This window comes from Rhizobium sp. NZLR1b, from assembly GCF_019685155.1.
In the GTDB taxonomy this organism is placed as follows: domain Bacteria; phylum Pseudomonadota; class Alphaproteobacteria; order Rhizobiales; family Rhizobiaceae; genus Rhizobium.
Genome location: NZ_JABDWC010000007.1, coordinates 14,296 through 38,749 on the forward strand (window position 1 = coordinate 14,296; position 24,454 = coordinate 38,749).

The following is a 24,454-nucleotide window of genomic DNA, read 5'->3' on the forward strand; positions in this document are numbered from 1 at the left end:
GAAATGAGCATTGCGGATCTCTGCGGTTGACGTGGGGCTGGCACAATGAGACTAGAGTTTTCCAAATTATCAGAACTCCAAGGGGGAAAATATGATCCTGGTGACGGGGGGGGCCGGTTTCATCGGTGCGAATTTCGTACTCGATTGGCTTGCGCTTCATGATGAACCGATCGTCAACCTCGATGTGCTGACGTATGCCGGCAACCTGGAGAATCTCGCCTCCATCTGGCACGACCCGCGCCATCTGTTCGTCAAAGGCAGCATCGCAGACTATGATCTGATTGAAGAATTGCTCGGCTCCCATCGTCCTCGCGCAATCCTGAATTTCGCTGCCGAAAGTCACGTCGATCGATCGATCCACGGGCCTGAAGAATTTATCCAGACGAATATCGTCGGCACTTTTCGCCTGTTGGAGGCTATCCGCGGATTTCTTGCCTCACAGGATGAAGCCTTCCGAAACGGCTTCCGTTTTCTTCACGTGTCGACGGACGAAGTCTACGGTTCGCTTGCCCCGGCGGAGGCGGCCTTCAACGAACATCGCAAATACGAACCCAACAGCCCTTATTCCGCAAGCAAGGCAGCGAGTGACCATCTGGTTCGCGCCTATCATCACACCTATGGCCTGCCTGCTCTGACGACGAACTGCTCGAACAACTATGGTCCCCATCATTTTCCCGAGAAGCTTATTCCCCTGGTCATTCACAATGCCCTCTCGGGGAAACAGATTCCAATCTACGGCGACGGGATGCAGGTCCGCGACTGGCTCTTCGTCAAAGACCATTGCAGCGCAATCCGGCGCGTTCTCAAGAATGGTAAGGTTGGAGAGACCTATAATGTCGGCGGCAGAAACGAGCTGACCAATCTATCGGTGGTCAATACGCTCTGCGAGATCCTCGACGAATTGAGGCCCCTGCCACACGGGGCAAGCTATAAAGCGCAGATCTCGTTCGTACGGGATCGGCCTGGTCACGACCGCCGTTACGCCATCGATGCGGCCAAGATCGAGCGGGAACTGAACTGGCGTCCGAGCGAGACCTTCGAGACAGGCATTCGCAAGACCGTCGAATGGTATCTCGCCAACGAAGCCTGGGTGAAAAACGTCACAAGCGGTAGCTACCGCCAATGGATCGACCGCCAGTACCAATAATCTGTTGGAGGAGGCAAGGCTCCTCCCGCAAGCGTGACCTCAATACCTGATGAAATGGTGCAGGAAGCGTTTGACCGGCAGGGGCACATGACGTTGCACCCATCTGCGCGCCATAACCATGAAAAAGGGTCGAAGGCCGCCGGAAAAGCCTGGGGAAATCGTCCTGATCACGGTCAGGGCTTGCATCAGTGCGCGCTCGTAAGCCTTGTAGACAGCCACCGGCTCCTTGCAAACGGAGGTGTAGAAATTAGACAGTCGATCGAACATGCCGTTGGTCAGCAGCTGGAACTGGTGGAAGTGATAAAAGATCAGAGGTGAACCATCGACCTCAATCCTGCCGGATGCATCCTGCGTAAAAAGCAGCTTTTCGTAATTCCAGGGCGCTACCCCAGCTCCCGGATGCTCGATGATATGGCAATTCGGGTAGAGATCCGGCCATTCGTCCAGGTATTTCTGGTCGCCCATTTTGCCGTCTTCCAGGCGATAGTAGCACCATTCGATGCACTGCTCGCGCCAGCGCGTAAGGCAGCGCATTCCCTCTTCATCGCGTCGGAAGCTCACCCATTCCACACAGAAACGGCCGTTCACCTCCCTGTCCTGCAGCCGCGGGGCAAAACGATGCTCAATAATTGCGATGGAGTTATCGCCGATTTCGTCGAGGATTGGTTGGATCGACGAATAGAACAGCAGGTCAGAGTCGAGATAGGTGATGAAATCGATCTCCGGGTGGTGGTGCAGCACGAAGGTCGGGAGGCAGGGAGACAAGGTCCAGCAATATTCGGCGACACCCCGCGATTTCTTAGCCTCCAGGAGTTCCGGTGTCTCCAGATCGGCAAGTGCGATGCAGGTGATGTAGGATCTCTTGGGGGCAGTCAGTATCTCCTGCGTCTGCTGATCCATGCAGAGGACGAAAACATGCGCGTCTGGGCACCACTGGACGAGGCTCTCCATCATCGCCATCCCCTTGATGAGATAGCCGCTGTCGAAAAGGGTACAGAAGTAGTTCGTCATGACTGGGATTGTTTCCTGCACAAATAGGTGCGGATTGCATTGCCTTTGCTACTGTAACTTGGGTCGGCGCTCTCATTCAGCGTGAAGGTCGCCTGGACCTCCAGGCCATGAACCCGAAAAGTATCCAATAGCTGCGGCTCGGAAAAATGGATCTCTATGGTCTCGACGCCATAGGCCTGCTTGCGGAAATACTTGGTCGGTTCGCCATAGACAACCGGAGTACGGTGAAAGATCACGTATTCCCTGGCGACACGGGCGCTCTCGGCGATCGCCGCTTCATAGTCGGGAATATGCAGCAGGCAGCATCCTGAGACCACGACATCGAAAGCATCATTCTGATAGCTGAGCCGCGTCGCATCCTCCACATCGAACGGCAGTCCCGGATAGATGCTGCGCGCCATATCGATGAACGCATCGGAGTAGTCGCAGCCGCGATATCGCAACGGTAAGCCATTCACTTCAAGCACTTCGGAGTAATATCCGCTGGAGCAACCGATTTCGAGCAATGAACCATTCGTCGGGAGATCGACGATCCTGCGCAAGGCGGCGGTAAAAACATCGAATACATCTACGGAGGCGCCGCTGCGGTATTCCTTCAGCTGGCGCTCGACGAGGGCTCTCTGACGTGCGGGTAGATCGCTCGCTTTCCAAGATGCGGCAAGGCGCGAACTTTCGCTGCCCCGACGAGCCGCATCTATTTCGACATAGCGGGACGAGACCGATGTCGCCGGCAGCAGCTGTTCCCGCAATCGCTTCAACCGGCTCTTCAAGACCGGGAAGCGATTGAGACTCTCGCGCAAAAACGACATCAGCCCTGTTTCTCCAGATATCGCTCGAGGATCGGCATCAATTCTTCCATTCTCGACTTGTAGGTGTGGTCCTTCAGCGTCCTTGCCTGCCCGGCCTTTGCGATGGCATCGGCCTCGTCGGGATGATCTATATAGTAGCGAACGAGTTCTGCCGCTTCCTCAGGACTGGAATAGGCAACCACCTCCTTGCCGATGTCAAAAATCTCACCGAGGTTGTCTTTCCTGTCGGTTATAAGCAGTGATCCGACACCGGTCGCCTCATAGAGGCGCATATTATTGGCATTGTTTTCGGCAACATTGATATGCCTGTTGACGGTGATCCGGCTGCGAGCCAGAGCGCGGTACATGTCCGGACCCCATACTTCGCCGTTGTGGCGTTTGCGGATAGGCGAAGAGCGCGGCAGCGTCCTGGAACCATAACCGAAAAACTGTATCGGGGTGGTATTTGCAAGATGTTCGAGCAGCGGGATCGCCTTGCCATGGTGACGACTTATGCCGCCAACGAAACTCACCGGCACATCGCATGGCACGTCGCCAATGATATCGAGAACCCGTGTGTCGAAGCCGATCCGGAAGTATTCGGATTTTATGCCCATCTCGTGAAAACGGGGCACGAAATGGGGAAAGGACGTCAGAATGAGATCATAGGGACGCAAAAAACCGTCCGGCGGCAACGGACAAGCGATCTGGCCCACGATTAATGGCACAGTTTTTTTCAACTCTGTCAGGGCATGAGGCGGAAAGAAGCTGAGATCCTGGCAATAGAGCACATCCGGCTTGAAGGCTTTAACGCGCGCCATTGCAACCTCTAGCAGGCCCGGCAGCGCTGCCAGGCGCGCACCGATATACGGCAACCTGAAAAACCGGTGCGGCAGTTTCATAGCCCATGGACTGAAAGGTTCGTTGTTCTCTTGCGCCCAGGCCGATTGAAGCGGAACACAATTGCCGATGATATCGACGACGTCGCAACCCAATTCCTTCAGGTGGCGCGAATAGAAATCGGAGGTTCCGAAGCCGGCAGCCAACAGCGCGTCTGTCTGCTCGCTTGAACTGGATTTCGAGAGCCGTCGCCGCGCAGCATAAAAACGACTTAGAAAGCGCGCGTAATAGGTGTCAAATATCGCTATCTTCATGTCTATCGTCTGTTAGAAGGTGGGGAAGTTCCTGGGCTTGTTCATAGGCGCTACCAACGACTTTTGCCGGATTTCCGGCAATTATTGCGCCCGCAGGGAATTTTCCTCGCACGATTGAACCTGCCGCGACAACACTGTCACGTCCTATCTCCGTGCCACGCAAGACTACCGCGTTAGTGCCAATGAAAACATTGTCCCCGATATGTACTGGTGCTGTCTTTGTGTCGGCTTCTACGTCCGAATGGCGACGCCCTTCAGGGCGTACCGGATGAAAATCGGTGTCGAATATCGCGACGTTGGCACCCATGAGGACCTCTGAGCCAATCGAAATCTGGACGGCCGAGACGATGGTTGCGCCACTAATGCCGCTATCAGCGCCGATAGTGATGCTCGATCCCGCGCGAATGGTAGCTATCTTTACCGGATGGTTCAGGGCAAGCGCAGTAAACCGCGAATCGGAACACAGCACGACACGATCGCCAAGGCAAATCTCGCTCTCGGGATGCCTTTGCAACAGAGGGGTACCATAGAAAACAACGTCGCGACCGACGCTCACTCCATCACGCTTCAGTTTGCTCAGTTGCCGTGCTTTGAGAAAAGACTCCACAGAATGGTTTAGTTTTGCATTCAGCATTCCCCAAATCCCGCGACTGCCCATGAAATACGCCATACGGATCGGCGCGGTAACGCGTTGCACCGGCGACCCGACAAGCGAGTAAAAAATTAGACGCTGAAACACGTTGTGAGACGAACGCTTGCCAAACAATCGCTTTCGCCATGAAAATCTGGACGCGTCATTTCCATATACCGGGGGCGAGTAGATAATTGCCTTGCTGCTGACGACTAAGGGCACTCCTTCACGCGCGAAGCGCATGGCGATTTCGTAATCAGCCATGTAGTGCGGCAGAAGGTGCGGCCGCATACCGCCATATTTCCGAAACAGATGCGCTGGATAGAGCGTTCCTCGGCCACTCAATGCATCGACACGATACTGGTTGGCGGGCGACCGTTTTTCCTTTTCGCTCAGTTCCGAGAGCAGATCCCAAATGGCAAGCCTATTGAGGTTGACTTTGGGCCCAATGCTGACGAGAGGTGGATCGCGACCCTCTTCATGGATGACGCTTCCGACCGCGGCTCCGCCGTTCTCTTTGGACGCTTGGACCAGGGTCTCAACAAAATTGTCGTCGAACGAGGTATCATTGTTGAGGAATAGGACATAGTCGTCCGGCTGGCAGGCGGGAAGGACGTGTTTCAGCCCTTCCTCGATGGCCCCACCCCACCAGAGATTGCCGTCCCCCTGGATTTCAATCACATCACTCTGCGATTGCAAGTATCCTGCGGTTCCATCGGTCGAACCATCGTTGACGATGACAATCGTCAAGGCGTCAAAGATGGTCTGCTGTCTCAGAGCTTCCAACACCTTGCGGGTGTGTTCCAGACGATTGAAGACAGGGATAATGACGTTCACGCGCATTCGCTAGATTTCCAGCTTCTCGAGAAACCAGCCAACATACGCCCATTCGTGCTGCTGAGGCGCTGGTGTAACGCCAATGCCCCAACGCTTCAATTCTTGCAAGGGCGGCGGCGTCACTAAGCCAAATGTTCCAGTTGGCTGGAAGCGATCCACAACCTCATAATCATGCTTGGCAAAACTGGCCTGCATTTCATGCGCGTTCAAGAACCATACCGGGTAGCTCGCGCTGTAGATCCACGCCGGGACATGCTGCACAAAGGGTGCGGATGCGCCATCGAACTGCGCTGCAGTCCTGTCGATAAGTATGAACTTGACGCCTCTCGACAGAAGATCCTCGAGATATTCATGAGGATGTTCAAGATATTGAAGAACACCGGAGAGCAGAACAACGTTCGGCCTCACACGATCGATCGCCTCATCCAGGCTGTCGGAAAAGCTTAATCCTCCGTCTTCAAATTCGGCTCGGCCCGCGCTAACAAAATGAGGCTGCTCGACAACGCACCAATTCAGTTCCACAAGATGCGCCAAGGCCAAACGGTGTTGGAAATAAGAACTTCCCAGCGCGCCCCCAAAATCGACCACCCTCAAACGAAGATCGGATCGGGACGCGACATAGAGAAGCCAGGCGAGCAGAGGGTGCGAGTAGCTTCTTTCCGTGAAAGCGACGGTGTCTCGCTCGTAGGAGGCACGTCCCTGAACAACTGCGCGTGTCGCGTCAAGAGCCTTGGCAAGAATAGCCGGCGCATCATATCCCTCTGAAGCAGCCATGGCCGAGCGCCATTCATCGTAAGGCCCATCGAAAAAGACGTTATGACGCCGAAACTCGCTCCAGATGTCCTGTTGACGGGCCCGCGGCGAATCCCGCGTCACCTCAAGCAAACAGTGAAGGCCTGGTAGCGAAAAACTAATCTGCCTCATTTCTCGAACCAGGCTTCGAACGGCCGTCGCTCAAATTCGTCCAGTGCTCCGCCGGCTGTGGAATTGAAGATGCGGATATCATTCGCTCTCGCGATATTTGCGATGGCTCGATATTGTCGCCACAGCCGCGCCAGCTGCTGAAACTCGTCGTGGCGGTTCCTTGTCAGGATGCCGTCCGCATTTACGGTGAAGTCCTTTCCCTTTTGCACCTTGAGGTCGAACGCGTATCCGTAGCTCGATGTCAGGAAACGATCGTGGTCGACGCCGAGCAGGATAATCTCTTTGAAACCAAGATACATCGCTATCATCAAAGCCATCACCGGCACCGAATCGACACGCGGCACCGGCTGAGAGATATCGACGATTTCCTCTGATGTTCTTTCGTCGAAGCTTTCGCCCAGCACGAGATGCCGAACCGTTCGCCCTGAAAACAGATTGTGTTTTCGAACCAGCTCCCCTTCAGTGGAACTGAGAAACAGTTCCGCGGCGCCCAAGTGCGAATGCATCTCTTTAAACCAGTCGATCACATCCTCCGATGTCATCGATACGTAGGTAATTTGCGGAACACAATGATAACGAGACTGGAACTTGTCGAAATCGGAGTGCAGGTAGCCATTGGAAACGGTTATAACGGTTTCGCCCTGAAGTCGCGACAGATCCAAGCCCTTGACGCTTGGGCCATTGCCTAAAATAAAACAGCGCTGCCCCGCGTGCAGACCAGCAAGTTGTCTATTTTCTGCCAGCGAACTCGCGACATCAGCAGAGAATTTGTGACGATTTTCTAGCCTGCGCTTCAGCTCATGCACACCATAGGGGAGCAGCATGGAGCCAAAGGTCAAAAACTTTCTCAAAGCTGCAGCCACTTTACCACCTCAAAAACCTCCGCGTATTTTACACCGATGCGCTGGCCGGCGTTCTCGGCTTCATTGCGAAAGAAGCTCACCCATTTCCGCCCCGTGCGCTCCATCTCGGATTCATGGGCAAGGATCGCCTTTTCCTTCTGGTCCCAGTGGGAGGTGATGTCGACGTAGAAATTCCCCCTGAAATCCACCGTCGAATGGTACCAGTTGCTGCGGTACATCAGGAGGCGCGGCACATGGCGGCAGCTGTGCAGTGACGCCCGCGACAAGGCCAGATGGTCATGGTGGATGTCTCCGACCCAGTGGGTGTAAACCATATCGATCTTCAGATCCTGCACGAGCTTGAGGATCTCGATATTCAGCGGATCGACGAATTCGATCTGGAGCGTTTTGAACTCGCCGCAAAACATTTTCTGGACGCCGAGAATGTCCATCGCAGCATCCGCTTCCGCTCTGGCGACCTGGCTGCTGCGCACCGACTGATCATACTGGTTTGAAAAGCCGGATACGGTCGCGACATAGACATACACCGTGTCGCCGTTTGCAGCATGGCGTGCCAGCGCACCGCCACAGCCCAATTCCACGTCGTCAAAATGGGCACCGATCGCGAGAATATTCATTTGCAACTCCAGAGCAGGTCACGCGTGCCTGCAATACCACAATTCAGCAGTGTGTCGAGAATGCTGAGATAGGGGATGAATGCGCCAAATGGCTGTGGATAAACCGGATGGACGAAATGCTGCCATTCGATTTCGATACCGGCTGCCTCAAACACTTCCGGCCGCATATAGTCGCGCGCGCCGAGACCCGAGAGATAACGTGTTGCTCCCACTTTGCGCAGCAGTTCGACAAGCAATTCGTTCCTATGCCCTTCCGGACTTAAAGTACTCGATCGCACGGTCGGCATGGTGATTTCAAGCATATCCAGAATGCCGTCCAGGAAATGCATATTGAAATCGGCTAAGAGGTCGAACCGCTTGCCGTAGAGGGCTTCGATGCGGGGAAAGACTTCGTCCCAACCGGCGGACTTGCGATAGTTTTCGCGAAGCAGGGAAAGGTTTTGGTCTATCCAGCCGGTGGCGGGCGCCAATTCCACCGCATTGATCGGTGTACCGAAGTTTGGCTTTCTAATTCCGACGGTGAGCCAGCGGTCGCCTTGTGCCGTCTTTATCTTGTCACGATGCGTCCAGCTTTTACTCGTGCCATGGACGAACTGAACGTGATCCAGAACGATGTAGAGGTTGGCGTTCAGAAAACGCTGAAAAAAGCCGAGATATGAAGCGAAATCCGGCTGGTGAATAACCGCTGTGATGGTCATGCAGCCAGTCTTTCCAACAAATCGGCAACGCGGCCGACCCCGCCAAGATCCACCTTGGTCATGGCAGTCTCGCTCATGGTCCTGATGGGGATCGGCTTTTCCAGGATGCCGAGATCGAATGCCGAGTGATGCCCGGCAAAGAACGCCCCTCCTAACCCCTCGAGCGCACGCCCGACCGGGATTTCAAAAGGTTCGTTGGCGATCACCACGCACGGCAAACCGGCCGCACAGGCTTCGAATGGAGTAACACCGCCGCCGGTAATCGCCAGATCGTGCCTATGCATCTCTGCCGCAAGCGACGGGACCTGGTTGAGCAGTTTGAACCGATCCGGTGCCGCGGTCGCGACGACCTCTTCAAGCTCCGCCATGTGTTGGAAGCTCGGCCCCGTGACGATGGTGACAGGAAAAGGCTTGCTGCTCAGCCATTTGGCCACGCGGACGGTCACGCCGTAAGTATCGGCGCCGCCGAGCGTGACAAGGATCGATCCAAGGCTTTGCCGAAGTCTGCGAAACGCCGCGATTTCAGGATTGAGTATCATGTACTCCACCCCCAACCGAACATCCTTGCCCTTGAGACCCACAGTCTTTTCGAACAGGAGCGCGCAGATATTGATGTCGGCAAGTCCCGCGCCATCGCCACGATCATCAAAGGTAACGAGCTTGGCGCCCAAACCCTTGATCGCCTCGCTGTGGGATCGCGGCGTGTTCAGGCGGTCATTAATCCAGACTGAAGATGATGCATCGGGTTCGATAAAGCCATCCTCCCATCCGGTCACGGAGGCGAGATCATAAAGCGCTACGTCAAAGCCGCGCTCCCGGATGACCCTCAACGAATTTGGATGATCGTTCGCTAGAAATAGGACCGAATGACCGCGCGAACGCAGTTCGGTGGCGAGTGTCAACGATCGAAACAGATGCCCCATGCCGCGTGCATGCGAACTCTCTATGCAGAAGACGAACATAGCCTGATTGCTTCCTCTGTCCCAAGCCAGTTCCCGCCCGCCTGCGCTGCGAGCGCACAAGCATGTCTCCAGTCTTCCTCGGTATCCACCGTCAGGCGCAGGTTCGGAGAGATTTTGGTTGGGGGAACATCGAGCTGACCGATCTTGAAGAGCTCGGGCCGATCGGTGAAGTATTCATTCACGTGTTCGCGATGGTGCGGCAGTTCCCCCTCGCGATGACTGCGCGATAAGGCTTCGAATGTAAATATCTCGGCGCCGACGCCGATCGGCAGCTGACCGAACGCGTGCGTGTAGTCGAATCCCTGCTCTTGGTGCAGGTCGATCAGCCTCTCCAGCTCCTCGATATCGGTGAACGGATTGTCCGCGGTCAATCGCACGATATCCGACATCCCAAGTGATCTCGCACATTCGAAATAACGATCGAGAACATCGGCTTCGTCGCCGCGAAAGCAGCCTACGCCGTGTTGGAGGCACCAAGTTTCGATAATGTCGTTCTCGCCGGCCGATGATGTCGCGACGACGATCTTGGCCGGCCGCTTCAACATCTGAAGCCTGCCAAGGACATGTGCGAGAAGGGGCTTGCCGGAAATGTCGCGAAGTACTTTTCCCGGTAGCCGCGTCGATCCCATCCGCGCCTGGATGATGATTCCAAGCCTCACGCCAGATCGCTCCACTGGAGGACGACGTCGCCTTCGAGGTCCCTTATCAGTTGTCGCCCGGCGAGAGTTTCCAGATGCTTAGGCTCGATTCCCGTCCCCGGCCGCTTAACCGAAATGTCGCCGGCGGAAATGACGTCACCGGCTTTGAGGGGTCTATTGAGAACGACGCTCTTGCGATTGTTCAATCTGGTCGTCGCCTCACTTGCAGCCGGCTCTTTGCGACCGCTGCCTTTCATGACCTCGAACGCGCGTATTGCGTCTACAAGCCATTTCATTTCCGCTGGATCAGCCGAAAGCATATGGTCTGGACCATCGGCGGCCTTGTCGTAGGTGAAATGCCGCTCGATGACCCGGGCGCCCATCGCGACCGCGCAAAGGCTCGCGACAGGGTTCAATGTATGGTCGGAATAGCCAACATCGAGATCCGGAAACGCCTCCATCATCGTTTGCATCGCACCCAGGTTCACATTTTCCGGATGCGTCGGATAGCTTGTGATGGCGTGCAGCAGGATGAGCTTATCGTTGCCCGCGTCCTTGATTGCGGCGACGGATTCCCGAACCTCTTCGAGCGTCGACATCCCGGTCGACAAGATTATCGGCTTGCCCGTTCTTGCCAGATACCGAAGAAAGGGAATGTTGACCGCGTCGTCAGAACCAACCTTGTGGGCGCCAACGCCACATCTCTCCAGCAGGTCGACATCCGTCTCATGCGAGGGAGACGAAAACCAGTCCAGGGCTTGCTCCTCGGCATAGCGGAAAACCGCTTCATGAAGCTCGTGACCGATTTCATATTTACGGAAAAGCTCGAATTGCGAGGTAACGCCAGTGTTCTCCATATCGAACATGGCATTGCGACTCGACAATGTTTCGGCCCGATACGTCTGGAGCTTGACGGCATCCACCCCCGACGCCTTTGCCTCGTCAATCAGGCGCTTTGCCTGATCGAACGTCGTAAAGTTGCCGCCGATCTCGGCTATGATATAGCAGCGATCAGGCCGGTAGTTGCGGAACATTCGTCACTCCCTGTAATTCACGACCCGCAAAGTTGCCTTGCGCCCTGATGGCATGCCATAGCCCAATCTTGGGATGCGCACATTGCGGTCGATTATCGCCCGATTTCCTGGTTCCGGTCGACGTAATTCCGGACGGTGACCTGCCTGCCGCAAATCTGTGCGGTTTCGTCGTTGGTCTCTCTCGGCAGGTAGCACCTGCGGCAGACCTCGCTCTTCAGGAAGCCCTGCGGTTCCTTGTGCAGAGCACGGACGGCGTTCATTTTTTCCCCGTGCCAGATCTGGTGCACGGTTTCGGTGTTCGCATTGCCGATAACCTCGCGGTTCTCCTCGTCGTTCGAGCACTTCATCACCAACCCGTCGGCACCGATCACCAAACGCTGGTACTGTTGCGGGCAGGTGAAGTTGTCGAGATAGGCGATGTCTGAATCGTTGCCGAGGTAATCGATCAGCGGATTGAAGGCGACGAGATCCACGTGGGGCGCGAAGGTGTCGTAATAGAGATCGGGATTTTCCCGGATCGCCGGCCAGATGCCTTGCACCTTGATGACAGGACGGTGGAGACCGCGCTCGTCCTTGTATTTCTTTATGTCTTTGATCTTGTCGAGCAGGGCCTGGAACTTGATCGGCTTGCGTATCTTCTCATAGGTCTCACCGGTGCCATCAATCGAAACGGTAATCCAGTCAATGCCGGCATCGACGAGCTCGGCGAAATAGTCTCTGTTGAGCTTGAAGCCGTGCGTGAGGGTCGAGACCTCTTTGATCCCATGATCCTTGGCATAGCGCACACAGTCCGCGAAGCGCTTGTGCAGCGTGGCTTCGCCGCGCAGCGAAAGACGGATCGCGGGAACCTTGCCGCCGATCTCATCGATGATGCGGCAATAGAGGTCCCAGTCCATCCGGGTCGTGTTGACGCTCTTTTTAAATTCGTCGCTGATGGTATAGCACATCGGGCAGCGCAGGTTGCAGATCGACGCCAGCTCGAGATCGACCAGCAGCGGGTAATCCGAAACCTGCTGGTTCAGGGCATATTCCGACCACTTGCGACGGTAATCCGCGTATTCGGCTTCCCAACCTTCGCCTCGGAACTTGTCGAACGCGGCTTCGCGCTCGTCCGTGTCCATCGAGTAGTTGCCCTTGTTGATCGGAACGTAACGCTCGTTCAATTTACGACTCCTTCATCATCACGCGGATGCCGGCGGGCAGATCCCATTCCGGCCGCCATCCGAGAACGGCGCGAGCCCGCGTAATATCGGCCCGCACGTCAGGTATTTCATTCCGCCGAACAGCGCAAGACGACACTACTGGTAGATCAGTGCCGGCCGCTTGCTGCAAGATATCGATGATTTCCTGCACCGAATATGACATTCCGGAGCCGATATTGATGCAGTGGTAACCTTCCGACACGTCCTGGGCCTTGGCAAAGGCGCTCAGGACATCGTCAACGAAGACATAATCCCGCCGCGGACTGAGGTCCATGACCTGTATGTCCTGCTTCGCCCGTATCCGGTTCAGAAGCGTCGGTATCAGGAACTCCGGTCGCTGCCCAGCCCCATATATATTGAAAAGACGCAATACCACCACCGGTATTTGCTCGTGTGTGGCAGCAAACTCACAGAGTTGTTCGGCAAGGTGTTTGGAAAGAGCGTAGGGATTGTTCGGCCTGACCGAATCGCTTTCATGGATCGGCAGGCGCTCCGGCACTCCGTAAACATAGGCGCTTGCGAATACGAGCCTCGCCTTGTGTCGCTTGCACCAGTTCAACGCGTGCTGTGTACCAAGAACATTGGCGGCCATGAAACTCGGGCCTTGTGACCAGCTGTCCGGGACAAACGTCCTGCCGGCAAGATGAAACAGCGTGCCTGCTGCGGGAAGCTTCTGCCACATTCCCTCTTCGCTTATATCACCATGCGTTCGGTCAACCGCAAGCACGTCAACGCCGGCCTGTTTAAGCCGCTCAACCAGACGCTTCCCGAGAAAGCCGCCAGCACCGGTGACGATGGCATCAACCATTCAAGAACCTGGATTGCATGGTTTCGAACTGCTCGATCGCCAGTGCATAATCGTCGGGCCGTCCGATATCGAGCCAATAGCCTAGAAAATCTCGAACCGTCGCCGGTTTTCCGGCCGCAAGGAGATCGAGCATCAGCTGGTCAAAACCGTAGGCGCCGCTTTGTGGTATGTGCTCGACCGCCCCCGAAGACACCATGTAGACGCCCATGCTGACTTTATACTCAGCCGTCGGCTTCTCCCGGAACCCCGTCAGCAGCCCTGCCTCGTTGGTGTCCAGAACGCCGTAGTCTATGCGATGCTCCCGTGTCTTTGACGAGATGGTGAATATATTCTGCTCCCGGACGTGAGCGTCATGAAAATCGGCATAGTTCAGGTCCGTCAGGATGTCTCCGTTCATCACCAGAAAATTCTCAGGCAGATCCTTGATCAACCGTAGCGGACCCATGGTGCCGAGCGGCTGATCCTCCAGCGAATAATCGATGCGCACACCCCATTTGTCACCATCCTGGAAAAACGCCTTGATCAGTTCAGCCTGATGATTGACGGCAAGCGTTATATGCTGAAACCCGCCTGATATCAGCTGACGAATGATGACTTCGAGAATGGGATAATCGCCGATCGGCATCAGCGGCTTGGGAAGCACGACGGTATAGGGTCGCAGCCGCGTTCCCATTCCCCCTGCCAGAATGACTGCTCGCCTAGACATTGAAAAGATCCGCCTTATACCGCGCCAGATTCTCAGGCTGACGCAGCCATTCAATCGTCGCCTGGAGCCCGTCTTTCAAGCTGTAGCGAGGCGAAAATCCCGTCAAAGACTTGATCAGGCTGTTATCACTGCACAGTCGTTCCACTTCGCTGTTTGCCGGACGCAAACGCTGTTCGTCGCATTCAATCTCGATGTTGACGCCGATGATATCGGCGATCAGCCGAACGGTATCGCCGATCGATATCTCGCCGCCCGAGCCGATATTGACCGTCTGTCCGACGGCTTCGTCGCAGGCAGCCAGCGCCAGAAAGCCGTCGCATGTATCCTGTACAAAATTGAAATCCCGGGTGGGCGAGAGCGCACCAAGCTTCAGCGTCCTTCGTCCACTCAGAAGCTGCGAAATCACGGTCGGAATAACCGCCCTTGCAGATTGTCTCGGGCCGTAGGTGTTGAACGGCCGTGCGATCGTCACCGGCAGATCGAAGCTCGAATGATAACTGTAGGCGATCGCATCGGCGCCGATTTTGGACGCCGAATAGGGCGACTGCGCCTGCAGGGGATGGCTTTCGCTGATGGGCACAAAACGTGCCGTCCCATAGACTTCGCTCGTCGAGGTCTGGATCACTCTTCCGACACCGGCGTCGAGAGCGCCTTGAAGAACGTTCAGCGTCCCATGCACATTGGTATCGATGTAGCTCGAGGGAGCCTGATAGGAATAGGGGATCGCAATCAGAGCGGCAAGATGGAAGATCGTGTCGACACCTCTGGCGACGGAGCGCATCTGGGCGGGATCACGGACGTCTCCGAGGATCACCTCGAACTTGCCGCGATATTCCGATTGGTCGAGCCAACCCCAGCTGGAAAACGAATTATACTGGCAGAGGGCGCGAACTTCGACACCCGATCTGATCAGCGTCTCGACGAGGTGAGAACCAATGAACCCATCTGCCCCGGTGACAAGCGCTTTCTTCATTTCAAAACACCCTCAGAATCGCGCAGGAAGAGCTTCTCGACCTCCCAAGGCAGCTGTATCGCTGAAATCGACGGCTTCCGTTGTTGGCCCAGCATCTGGATAATTCCGACATTATCCTCCACGTCAAATCGGATGCCCTCGGCGACAGAATATATCGAGAACCGGCTCGATATGCCCAGTCGCAGGTAGAAGGTGCCGGTATTGAGAAGATATCCGGGAAATTTGACCCGGGCGCGATAATAACCGGCTGGCCGGGCGTCCAGGCGACTGACGTCGAGCTCGGGATCGGAAAGGCTGACGAGGGGAGTATAGCCGTCCTCCATCATGATCTGCATCCCGATCGAGAGACCGGAAAGAGGCTCCCTCAATTCGTATTCGACCTCGACTGAGAATCCCCTCGAAAGTTCCACCGTTCCCGAAACCTCGTCCTTCTCGTTCAGTACCGCGACACGGCATATGACTGCCTTTCCGTCGACGTCTTCGGGATTGACCGAGTAGTTTGCGGTGCCGCCGAATTCCGGGCGATCGAGATAGGCTTTGATCACATCTGCGGTATCGCCCATCGCAGCGACTTTGCCGTCGGCCATCAGGATCGATTTGGGGCAGATGCTGCTGATCGCAGTCATATTGTGGCTGACGAAGATAATCGTTCGACCAGCCTTGGTGACTTCCTGCATGCGCCCCATGCATTTATTCTGGAAGTTGACGTCGCCGACAGCCAATACCTCATCAATTAGAAGAATTTCCGGCTCTAGATGGGCCGCAACGGAGAAAGCCAGGCGCACGTACATTCCGGACGAATATCGCTTCACCGGGGTGTCAATGAATTCGCCGATTTCAGCAAACTCGACGATCTGATCGAACTTGGATCTGACCTCGGTACGGCTCATGCCAAGGATGGCGCCGTTGAGATAGACGTTCTCTCGACCGCTGAGCTCCGGATGAAATCCGGTGCCAACCTCAAGAAGGCTCGCAATTCTGCCCCGTATTCCTATGAAGCCGGAGTTGGGCATGGTGATACGCGACATCACCTTCAACAGCGTGGATTTTCCGGCACCGTTCCTGCCGATAATCCCAACGATCTCGCCGTGTCCGACCTCAAATGAGACATCATCAAGCGCATGAAAGATGTCTCCCTTCAGCCGCGACTGCCTGCCGCGGTCGGAGGCATAATCCGATACCGAAACATTCGGATCCGGACGGTTGCGCCACTTCGCCCACCAGCTCTGAAGGTCGCGATAGAGAGTGCCGTGATTGATCACGCCAAGACGATAGAGCTTGCTGACGTGCTCCGCTCGGATAACGATGTCGTTCATCAGACTGTGTCCATCGCGTTAGCTTCCGCCCGCGAAAAAAGTGCCAGCCCGCATAGGGTGATTGCGATCGTCACCGCGAGATTGGCGAGACAAAGACCGACGGGCAACGCGGGAGCGTCGAATAGCGCCCAGCGGAAAGTTTGAACCGGCGTCGTCATGGGATTGAGGTAATAGAACCAATGATACCGTTCCGGGATCTGGCTGAAGGGGTACACGATCGGCGTACCATACATCCAGAGTTGCGTCATGAATCCGACGGCATAAACAAGATCGCGGAAACGAACCGTCAGCGCCGAAACGACAAGCCCGGCACCGATGCCGAGCACGGCGATATAGAGCAGCACCAGCGGCGTCAGCAACAGGAACCAATAGTTCAGAGCCAGATCGGGATTGGCAATTTTCAAGCCAATGCAAACCGTCAACAAGAGCAGGAACTGGATCGCAAAGGCGACTAGGCCGCTCATCGCAACGGATAGCGGCACCACAAGTCTCGGAAAATAAACCTTCCCGAACAGATTGGCATTCTTCGAGAAAACGTCGGAGTTATTGGCCAGACAAACAGAAAAATAGCTCCAGATGATCGTGCCCGACATGTAAAACAGGAAGGGCGGAAGGCCATCCGTGGAAAGATTGGCGATTTTTCCGAACACGACATAATAGGTCATGGCCGTCAGCGACGGTTGGATGACGTACCAGACAGGCCCGAGAATGGTCTGTTTGTAAAATGTCGTGAAATCCCGCTTGAAAAACATCCAGACGAGATCGCGATATTGCCAGACAAGGCCGAGATCCGGCGTATTGCCCTTCGAAGGCTTGATAACGATATCCCAATCGTCATCCGCACGTGCCGAGGCCGGTCCTTTCAGGTGCTCTGTCATGCCGCCAACTTCAGCTTTTCCGGGAGCGCAGCAAGAAGGCTGCAGACACGCTCGATCTCATCCTTTCTATGCCCGGCCGAAATAGGCAGGCTCAGCTCGGTGGCATGCAGCTCATCGGCAATGGGATAATCGCCGGAAAGAATGCCTTGCATTGCCTTCTGCCTATGCGGCGCGATCGGATAGTGTATCTCGGTCTTGACCCCGTTATCGAGCAGCCACTGACGCAATTCGTCACGGGCCGGGTGACGTATCCCGAAGATATGAAACACGTCATACTCGGCAGGGCGACGAAGCGGCTGCGCCAGCCATTCGGGCAGATTGGCAAAATAGCTATCGGCCAGTGCCCGCTTATGTTCAGTCACCTGATCGAGGTGACGGAGTTTGACCCGCAGGAATCCAGCCTGCATCTCATCAAGCCTGGAATTTACACCGATATAGACGTTCTCATATTTTTTCTTCGAGCCGTAATTGCGCATGTGTCTGAGGCGATCTGCAAATTCGTCATCATCCGTGACGATCGCGCCCGCATCTCCGAGAGCTCCAAGATTCTTGGTCGGATAGAAGCTGAAGCAGCCGGCGATTCCAAAGGTGCCGGTCAGCTTGCCGTCATAGCGCGCGCCATGAGACTGCGCGCAATCTTCGATCACCTTGAGACCATGTTCGCTCGCAAACGCCGCGATCTCGGTCATCCGGCAGGCTTTGCCGAAAAGATGCGTCACGCAGATTGCCTGCGTGTTGCGTGTGAGCGCAGCGGGAAGGCGCGCCGGATCTATATTGAAGGTTTCGCGTTCGGGCTCCACCAGAACGGGTTTGTGGCCCGCGCGAAGAATTGCCAGGATGGTGGCTATATAGGTATTGGAGGCAACCATGATCTCGCTGCCTTTCGGCAGATCGAGCGCTTCAATCGACAGGATCAGCGCATCCAGACCATTGGCCACGCTGATGCAATGTTTGCTTTCCGCAAAGGCGGCGAATTCGACCTCGAACGAGGAGACCTCGTTGCCAAGTATGTACCACCCGGAACGAATGACACGGGAAGCAACCGCTTCCAACTCTTCCATCAGCGCGCGGTTGGCCTGCGCAAGACTTTCATACTCAATCATCTTAGAGCCGCTCATAAGGGGTGTCGATGTAGTCGTCCTTATCATATCCGCGAGAGGCAAAAACGAGCAGGATCGAACCGGGACCGAACGTCATTTCGTGCCAGTCCCTTGGCTCTACCAACAGGCACTGGTCCGGTGACGACAAGGTGATCTCTTCCCGGGCTTTTCCATCGTCCATCAAAACCATCACGCTTCCCGAAAGCGCGACCAACGCCTGCCGAGTCTGGTGATGACGATGGCCGCCGCGTGTATATCCGTCGGCTCCATAGATCCAGAAGCTCCGGACGACCGGAAATGGCAGTATTCCCTCCATGACGGTTAGCGCGCCTCGTCCGTCGGACATCGTCTTTAACGTAAGCAGGGTAAAAGCAGACAAGATTGGTTTCCAGTTTTGCCGGTTCAGCCGGTTGGGAAATGCGGAGCTGGTTCCCTCACCAGGCTGATGAGGTATCGACCGTAAGAGCTCTTTTCAAGTGGAGCTGCCAGCCTTAGCAACTGCTCGGCATCTATGTATTCCAAATGAAAGGCGATTTCTTCGGGGCAGGCTATCTTCAGCCCCTGGCGCCGCTCGATGGTGGCAATGAACTGACTGGCTTCAAGGAGTGAATCATGCGTGCCCGTATCAAGCCAGGCATGCCCCCTTCCCAGGACGGCAACATTCAGCCTGCCGGCCGACAAATAATGCCGATTGATATCGGTAATTTCGGTTTCACCGCGCGGCGAGGGTTTCAAGCCGGCAGCAATGTCGACCACGTCATTGTCGTAGAAATATAAACCCGTCACCGCATAAGATGAGCGGGGTCTGGACGGCTTTTCCTCCAGGGTGAGGACTTTGCCCTGACCGTCAAATTCCACTACCCCATACCGGTCGGGATCGTGGACTTTATACGCGAAGATCGTCGCTTCGTCCGATTTCTCGGAAGCCGCGGATAAATCATGCGTCAGGAGGTTGCCGTAAAAAATATTGTCTCCAAGCACGAGGGCGGTTGCCTCTCGCCCGATGAATTCCCTGCCGATCGAGAATGCCTGCGGAATGCCTTCCGGCGCGGCCTGCACGGCATATTGAAGATTCAATCCCCATTGGGCGCCGTCACCCAGCAACTGTTCAAAACGCGGCGTGTCCTGCGGCGTAGAGATAATCAGGATATCCCGGATACCTGCAAGCATCAGCGTTGATAGGGGATAGTAGATCATCGGTTTGTCAAAAACCGGAAGAAGTTGCTTCGAAATAGCGAGGGTCGCGGGATGGAGCCGGGTGCCCGAGCCACCGGCGAGCAAGATGCCCTTGCGCAGCTTTTTCTTCGAAGACAAGAGACCTCCTGCAACCTGGTAAATCCGCATCCACGAGCCTGTCGTGATGACGATCGCTGTTCGACACTGCTCACTACAGATAGATTGATCTGCATGCAATGCACTTACCGAGACGGGAGGTGGCCCAATCGCGCATCAATCCGGCTTTGATCGAGGATAATGTGCGGTACCGGATTGCGACGCCGCCTTTCCGTCTGCTACGGGTTGCCTAGATTTCGCCTCTTATAATGTGAGCAAGACACCCGTCAAAATGGCTGCAGACACCGCCGATCTACCCCCCCGGATAAGCCTCATCACTGTTTGCTGGAACGTCGAGCAGACCATTGCCGATACGTTGCGGTCCATCGACGCTCAAACCTACCGCAATTTCGAGCACATCATCGTCGACGGTGGCTCAAGCGATTCCACGCTCGCCATCATCGATTCAGCGCCGGCGGAAAATCGCCGCGTACTTTCGGGACTCGACGGAGGTATCTATGAGGCCATGAACAAGGGGATTGGCCTTGCGAGCGGCGACATCATCGGATTCTTGAATGCGGATGACACTTTCGAGAGCAGCGACTCCCTCGAAACCGTGGCGGCCACGCTGGACGATGAAGCCTATGACGGCTGCTATGGCGATCTCATCTATGTTTCCAACCAGCATACCGATCGCACAGTCCGTTATTGGAAATCCTGTCCGTTTGAACCCGGTTCTTTTGGACGCGGCTGGTGTCCGCCGCATCCGACATTCTATGTTCGACGTCACATCTATGACCGGTTTGGGACGTTCGATCTGCGTTATCGGCTGGCAGCCGACGTCGAGCTGATGATGCGATTTCTGGAAGTCGCGCGCATCAAAACCATTTATATCCCCCGCGTGTTGGTCAGGATGCGCTTGGGGGGCGCCACAAACAAAAACGTCCAAAACATATCGCGTCAGAACAAGGAAGTGCTGCGTGCCCTTGCTGACCACGGCTTCAGTGTCTCGACTCCAATGTTCTGGGCATCGAAGCTAGTGAACCGCCTCGGCCAGTTCCTCACACGAAATCGATAGCAGGATTTATCACGTCCAATATCAGGCCGGGCCAATCGCGGTCAGACCGTAACCCTCCCCCGCACCCCCTCCGCAATCGCCGTCATCCGATCCGCCGCCGCATGTCCGATCAGCATGAAGGCGTGCGTTTCGTTCGACCAGTAGACGACATTCATGCCCTTGCGGTTTTCGAGGTCCGGCGCCTTGGGGCCTGCATCTGATCTGACGATGCAGAGTGCCATCGGGCCGGTTTCCGGGTCGAGATAGGCGATCTGGGCGAGCGGTTTGCCGTCATATTGCAGCAGCAAAGCGCGTTTGAAGTCGATGCCCGGAAGCGAGACGGCTTCGGGAGACAGCGACAGGCCGAGCTTTTCGTCGAGGGATCCGAGTTGGGCGGTCTGGACGTCTCTGGCGGGAACGGGGCCAGCCAGCGTTTCCGGCGTATAGAGGGAGATATAGTCGGCGACCACGGCGCGCCATTCGCTGTTTTCGTCCCTTGCCGAAAAGCCTTTGCCGATGCCGATGAAAGCGCGGTCGATGGCGATGCCGGCAATCAGCGAGGCGGCAAGCGCGCCGAGGAAGTGGCGACGGGTGGCGAATATGGGTGCGGAGCCGGATTTTGCGCGCTCTTGCACGGGGATGGCGGCGAGCATCGTCTCCAGTTTCTGGCGCGGGGCCCGCGACAGCAGTGGGGCAAAGGCCCGCTCGAAGGGCAGGCTGGCGCGCGCCAGGAATTCCAGCCGTTCGGCGACGCTCTCGTCTTCATTCACCAGGGTTTCGATGCGCGCGGCCTCTTCGGCCGTCAATTCGCCGTCGATGAAGGCGGTCAGCTCCTCGTCAGAGGGAATGATTTGCTTCGTGTTCATTGCCGTCCCCCTTCCAGGCCATCGCCTGAGAGCTTGGCGCGGGCAGCCGCCAGCCGGCTCATCACTGTTCCGATCGGAATATCCAATATGCTTGCCACCTCGCGATAGGAAAGCCCTTCGACATAGGCGAGGAAAACCACCGTCCTCTGTGCTTCGGGCAGGGCATTGACCCGTTTCAGCACCTGACCGGCCATCACCTGCGTTTCGGTGGCATGTGCGCCGTCGAAGGTCAGCGTCTCCCGGGCATCGACGAAACCCTGGCCCTGGCGCACCCTGCGGGAACGGATCTCGTTCAGCCAGATCGAATGCAGGATCGAAAACAGCCAGCGGTCGAGACGGGTGCCGGGGACGAACTGATCGGCGCGTTCCAGCGCGCGAACACAGGTCGCCTGCACCAGGTCGTCGGCGACATCACGCTGATGCGAGAGAACAAGACCATAACGCCAGAGCCTTGCCAGATTTTCCGTCAGGCCGCTCCTGATATCCGCTTCGCTGGCGATGGCCGCCTCCGCCGATCCTGCATTTTTCGGAACCGCCGGACGAACCGGCGATTCCATTCTCGCGCGACTATAGGCAGGAAATGAGGTAGGCGCGACAGACATTCTCACATGCCTTTCTCTGTTCCGTTTCCCGCCGGTGCCTGCCAATCAGATCTTCGACGGGTCGATGATGGCGGCGTTCAGATCCTGATATTCCTCACAAGCGGTGCCGCAGATCGCCTTGATGGTGCTCAACTGATCCTTGGCGAGGTCGAGCTGACCCTTGATGACATAGGCTTCGCCGAGATATTCGCGGACCTTGGCGTATTGCGGGTCCATCTTCACCGACTTGAGGTAGTAGGAGATGCCCTCGTCGGTGCGGCCGAGCTTGCGGGTGGCATAACCGCGATAGTTCAGCACCTCGGCCGTGTTCTGGTCCTTGACCGTGTCGAGCATGGCAAGCGCCTCCTCATAGCGGCCAGTCTTGGCCAGCGAATAGGCGTAGTCGGTGCGGTTCTCGTCCGAGACGTTGGCGCTCTGCTGCTTGACGCATTTCTTGGTCTTCTGGTCGTAGATCTCACCCTTCTTGCAGGTTGGCATCGTGCTGCTGTCATTGCCGGCTGCAAAGACCGGGCCGGAGAAAACGGAAGCGGCAAGGCAGCCGCCGAGAATGAGGGAAGCAGTACGGACTGTCATGATCGTCATGGGAAAACTCCTCGAAAGTGACGTTGCGAGGAGAAAACACCGCTGCCCCGAGCTTTATTCGGCAGCCTCTCTATTTTCTCCATCACGGCTTCGTGAAGCCACCGAGGCCGAATAAATCGTCGAAACCGCGTGTTCTCAGCGTTACGCCGGGAACGACAAGGAGAATTTAGTGACCGATACCGTAAAACTCGTCAGCCTCGCCGTCGCCGCACCCGAACATGTCATTTTCCAGAAAGAGGCGGTCGAAGCCTCCGGCCGGCTGTTTGCCGACCGTTTCGAGGATTTTCGCCATCTTGCCCGCGTCTTCGACAGCGCCGGTATTCAGAAGCGCCATGCGGCACGTCCGCTTGCCTGGTTCGACGAACCGCATGGCTGGCAGGATCGGATGGAGGCCTATGCGGAGGTGGCGGGCGGGCTCTTCGTTGAGGCCGCCAGCTCGGCACTGCATCGGGCCGGGCTGACGGCCAGGGATGTCGACTGTGTGGTTACGGTCTCCTCCACCGGTTTTACGACGCCGAGCCTCGACGCGCAGATGGCCCGCCGGATGGGCTTCAGGGCCGATATCGAGCGCGTGCCGGTCTTCGGGCTCGGCTGTGCTGCCGGCGTGTCGGGCTTTGCGATCGCCTCGCGGCAGGCGCGGAGCCGGCCGGGCGCCGTCGTGCTGTTCGTCTCGATCGAGCTTTGCACGCTTGCCTTCCGGCTGGACGAACTGACCCGGCCGAACATCATCGCGACAGCGCTGTTCGGCGACGGCGCTGCCGCCTGCGTGCTGCGGTCGGGCGGAGGCGGGATGGCGGAAGTGGAATCGACCGGCGAACACCTCTTCCCCGATACGCTCGACATCATGGGCTGGAAGATCGACGACGGTGGCTTCGGCATCGTGCTGGCGCAATCGCTGCCACCCTTTGCCGAGCGCGAGCTTGGTCCGGCGGTGAGCGCCATTCTGGCGCGAAACGGGCTGAAACCGGCAGATATCGACCGCTTCATATGCCATCCCGGCGGAACGAAAGTGCTGGCAGCGATGGAGAGCGCGCTGTCGCTGGCGCCCGGCTCGCTCGATCACGAGCGTGCGGTGCTTGCCGACTACGGCAACATGTCGTCGCCGACCATCCTGTTCGTGCTGGAACGGGCGATCCGTGCCGGGTTGCCGGCGCGCGCGGCGATGATTGCCATGGGCCCAGGCTTTTCGGCCAGCTGCGTGACGCTCAGGAGGACGGCATGATGTGGCCGTCGATCGCGCTGCTTACCTTCGTGACGCTGCAGCGGCTGGCGGAGCTCGCGCTCGCCCGGCGCAACACCGCCGCCCTGCTCGCCAAGGGCGCCAGAGAGGTCGCGGCGGAGCACTATCCCGTCATGGTGGCGCTGCATACAGCCTGGATTATCGGGCTCTGGCTGCTTGCTTCAGGCAGGCCGGTCGAGCCCTTCTGGTTTGCCGTGTTCATGGCGCTGCAGGCGCTGCGGCTCTGGGTGCTGGCAACGCTGAAGGGCCGCTGGACGACGCGCATTATCGTCCTGCCCGGCGCGCCGCTCATAACATCGGGACCCTATCGCTTCTTTCAGCATCCGAACTACGCGATCGTCGTCGGCGAGATCGCCGCCCTTCCGCTGGCCTTCGGACTGCCGTTTTACGCGATCGGCTTTTCGCTTCTCAACGCCCTTGTCCTCTATATCCGCGTGAAGGCTGAAAATGCCGCACTGAAAAGCGCAATGATTATGAAATGAATGCGATTTTTCGTTTGCGCGGCGGTATCCGCACGGGCATTTTCACCCGATAAACAAAGCGGAATG

General features: G+C 56.6%; 27 protein-coding genes. 4 read left to right on the forward strand and 23 right to left on the reverse strand.

Annotated elements, in window-relative coordinates:
- Positions 1-91: 91 nt before the first annotated feature.
- Complete coding sequence (gene rfbB / locus HJB84_RS12205) at positions 92-1,147, forward strand: dTDP-glucose 4,6-dehydratase (protein ID WP_221116040.1); 1,056 nt, start codon at positions 92-94, stop codon at positions 1,145-1,147.
- Positions 1,148-1,186: 39 nt separating this feature from the next.
- On the opposite strand, the gene HJB84_RS12210 is transcribed toward rfbB, so the two are convergent.
- The 20 genes from HJB84_RS12210 to rfbA all read right to left on the reverse strand — a co-directional run bounded on the left by HJB84_RS12210 (position 1,187) and on the right by rfbA (position 19,601).
- Positions 1,187-2,158, reverse strand: a complete 972-nt coding sequence (locus HJB84_RS12210) for a hypothetical protein (RefSeq protein WP_221116041.1) — start codon at positions 2,156-2,158, stop codon at positions 1,187-1,189.
- The gene (locus HJB84_RS12215; protein WP_221116042.1) at positions 2,155-2,967 is read right to left on the reverse strand and encodes a class I SAM-dependent methyltransferase; all 813 of its coding nucleotides are present in this window, start codon (positions 2,965-2,967) and stop codon (positions 2,155-2,157) included. Before HJB84_RS12215 ends, HJB84_RS12210 begins: the two co-directional genes overlap by 4 nt.
- A complete protein-coding gene (locus HJB84_RS12220; protein WP_221116043.1) occupies positions 2,967-4,100 on the reverse strand; it encodes a glycosyltransferase in 1,134 nt (377 codons plus the stop codon). The genes HJB84_RS12215 and HJB84_RS12220 overlap by 1 nt, the downstream gene beginning before the upstream one ends.
- Complete coding sequence (locus tag HJB84_RS12225; protein ID WP_221116044.1) at positions 4,081-5,574, reverse strand: glycosyltransferase; 1,494 nt, start codon at positions 5,572-5,574, stop codon at positions 4,081-4,083. Before HJB84_RS12225 ends, HJB84_RS12220 begins: the two co-directional genes overlap by 20 nt.
- 3 nt (positions 5,575-5,577) lie before the next feature.
- Entirely contained in the window at positions 5,578-6,492 is a 915-nt protein-coding gene (locus HJB84_RS12230; protein ID WP_221116045.1) for a TIGR04325 family methyltransferase, read from the reverse strand.
- Positions 6,489-7,355 carry a hypothetical protein gene (locus tag HJB84_RS12235; protein ID WP_221116046.1) on the reverse strand — a complete coding sequence of 289 codons (867 nt, stop codon included), beginning with the start codon at positions 7,353-7,355 and terminating at the stop codon, positions 6,489-6,491. Before HJB84_RS12235 ends, HJB84_RS12230 begins: the two co-directional genes overlap by 4 nt.
- The gene (locus HJB84_RS12240; RefSeq protein WP_130709564.1) at positions 7,340-7,972 is read right to left on the reverse strand and encodes a PIG-L deacetylase family protein; all 633 of its coding nucleotides are present in this window, start codon (positions 7,970-7,972) and stop codon (positions 7,340-7,342) included. Before HJB84_RS12240 ends, HJB84_RS12235 begins: the two co-directional genes overlap by 16 nt.
- Complete coding sequence (locus HJB84_RS12245) at positions 7,969-8,670, reverse strand: WbqC family protein (protein WP_221116047.1); 702 nt, start codon at positions 8,668-8,670, stop codon at positions 7,969-7,971. The genes HJB84_RS12240 and HJB84_RS12245 overlap by 4 nt, the downstream gene beginning before the upstream one ends.
- On the reverse strand, positions 8,667-9,632 hold the full coding sequence (locus tag HJB84_RS12250) for a PseG/SpsG family protein (RefSeq protein ID WP_221116048.1): 966 nt from the start codon (positions 9,630-9,632) through the stop codon (positions 8,667-8,669). Before HJB84_RS12250 ends, HJB84_RS12245 begins: the two co-directional genes overlap by 4 nt.
- Positions 9,614-10,306, reverse strand: a complete 693-nt coding sequence (locus HJB84_RS12255) for a cytidylyltransferase domain-containing protein (RefSeq protein ID WP_405048933.1) — start codon at positions 10,304-10,306, stop codon at positions 9,614-9,616. Before HJB84_RS12255 ends, HJB84_RS12250 begins: the two co-directional genes overlap by 19 nt.
- On the reverse strand, positions 10,288-11,304 hold the full coding sequence (locus HJB84_RS12260; protein WP_221116050.1) for an N-acetylneuraminate synthase family protein: 1,017 nt from the start codon (positions 11,302-11,304) through the stop codon (positions 10,288-10,290). The genes HJB84_RS12255 and HJB84_RS12260 overlap by 19 nt, the downstream gene beginning before the upstream one ends.
- A 92-nt stretch (positions 11,305-11,396) precedes the next feature.
- Complete coding sequence (locus HJB84_RS12265) at positions 11,397-12,467, reverse strand: radical SAM/SPASM domain-containing protein (protein WP_003588387.1); 1,071 nt, start codon at positions 12,465-12,467, stop codon at positions 11,397-11,399.
- A gap of 1 nt (position 12,468) precedes the next feature.
- Positions 12,469-13,314, reverse strand: coding sequence for an NAD(P)-dependent oxidoreductase (locus HJB84_RS12270; RefSeq protein ID WP_221116051.1), 846 nt, complete (start codon positions 13,312-13,314; stop codon positions 12,469-12,471).
- Positions 13,307-14,020, reverse strand: a complete 714-nt coding sequence (locus tag HJB84_RS12275; protein WP_221116052.1) for a sugar phosphate nucleotidyltransferase — start codon at positions 14,018-14,020, stop codon at positions 13,307-13,309. Before HJB84_RS12275 ends, HJB84_RS12270 begins: the two co-directional genes overlap by 8 nt.
- Complete coding sequence (locus HJB84_RS12280) at positions 14,013-14,993, reverse strand: NAD-dependent 4,6-dehydratase LegB (protein ID WP_221116053.1); 981 nt, start codon at positions 14,991-14,993, stop codon at positions 14,013-14,015. The genes HJB84_RS12275 and HJB84_RS12280 overlap by 8 nt, the downstream gene beginning before the upstream one ends.
- Positions 14,990-16,309: an ABC transporter ATP-binding protein gene (locus tag HJB84_RS12285; protein ID WP_221116054.1), complete on the reverse strand. Its 1,320-nt coding sequence runs from the start codon at positions 16,307-16,309 to the stop codon at positions 14,990-14,992. The genes HJB84_RS12280 and HJB84_RS12285 overlap by 4 nt, the downstream gene beginning before the upstream one ends.
- A complete protein-coding gene (locus HJB84_RS12290; protein WP_221116055.1) occupies positions 16,309-17,187 on the reverse strand; it encodes an ABC transporter permease in 879 nt (292 codons plus the stop codon). Before HJB84_RS12290 ends, HJB84_RS12285 begins: the two co-directional genes overlap by 1 nt.
- A complete protein-coding gene (locus HJB84_RS12295) occupies positions 17,184-18,290 on the reverse strand; it encodes a DegT/DnrJ/EryC1/StrS aminotransferase family protein (RefSeq protein ID WP_221116056.1) in 1,107 nt (368 codons plus the stop codon). The genes HJB84_RS12290 and HJB84_RS12295 overlap by 4 nt, the downstream gene beginning before the upstream one ends.
- Before the next feature lies 1 nt (position 18,291).
- A complete protein-coding gene (locus HJB84_RS12300; RefSeq protein WP_207583017.1) occupies positions 18,292-18,666 on the reverse strand; it encodes an FdtA/QdtA family cupin domain-containing protein in 375 nt (124 codons plus the stop codon).
- 23 nt (positions 18,667-18,689) lie between these two features.
- Positions 18,690-19,601, reverse strand: a complete 912-nt coding sequence (gene rfbA, locus HJB84_RS12305) for a glucose-1-phosphate thymidylyltransferase RfbA (RefSeq protein ID WP_207583016.1) — start codon at positions 19,599-19,601, stop codon at positions 18,690-18,692.
- A gap of 250 nt (positions 19,602-19,851) precedes the next feature.
- On the opposite strand from rfbA, the gene HJB84_RS12310 reads away from it, so the two are divergent.
- Positions 19,852-20,637 (forward strand): glycosyltransferase family 2 protein, encoded by a 786-nt coding sequence (locus tag HJB84_RS12310; protein ID WP_221116057.1) that lies wholly within the window; start codon positions 19,852-19,854, stop codon positions 20,635-20,637.
- Positions 20,638-20,678: 41 nt separating this feature from the next.
- On the opposite strand, the gene HJB84_RS12315 is transcribed toward HJB84_RS12310, so the two are convergent.
- The 3 genes from HJB84_RS12315 to HJB84_RS12325 are packed head-to-tail and all read right to left on the reverse strand — an operon-like array spanning position 20,679 to position 22,666.
- A complete protein-coding gene (locus HJB84_RS12315; RefSeq protein WP_207583014.1) occupies positions 20,679-21,482 on the reverse strand; it encodes an anti-sigma factor in 804 nt (267 codons plus the stop codon).
- A complete protein-coding gene (locus tag HJB84_RS12320) occupies positions 21,479-22,084 on the reverse strand; it encodes an RNA polymerase sigma factor (RefSeq protein WP_207583013.1) in 606 nt (201 codons plus the stop codon). The genes HJB84_RS12315 and HJB84_RS12320 overlap by 4 nt, the downstream gene beginning before the upstream one ends.
- Before the next feature lie 45 nt (positions 22,085-22,129).
- Positions 22,130-22,666, reverse strand: a complete 537-nt coding sequence (locus HJB84_RS12325) for a tetratricopeptide repeat protein (protein ID WP_207583012.1) — start codon at positions 22,664-22,666, stop codon at positions 22,130-22,132.
- A gap of 169 nt (positions 22,667-22,835) precedes the next feature.
- Between HJB84_RS12325 and HJB84_RS12330 the strand changes: the two genes are divergently transcribed.
- Positions 22,836-23,888 carry a type III polyketide synthase gene (locus HJB84_RS12330; RefSeq protein ID WP_207583011.1) on the forward strand — a complete coding sequence of 351 codons (1,053 nt, stop codon included), beginning with the start codon at positions 22,836-22,838 and terminating at the stop codon, positions 23,886-23,888.
- Entirely contained in the window at positions 23,885-24,388 is a 504-nt protein-coding gene (locus tag HJB84_RS12335) for an isoprenylcysteine carboxyl methyltransferase family protein (protein WP_221116058.1), read from the forward strand. The genes HJB84_RS12330 and HJB84_RS12335 overlap by 4 nt, the downstream gene beginning before the upstream one ends.
- Positions 24,389-24,454: the final 66 nt, after the last annotated feature.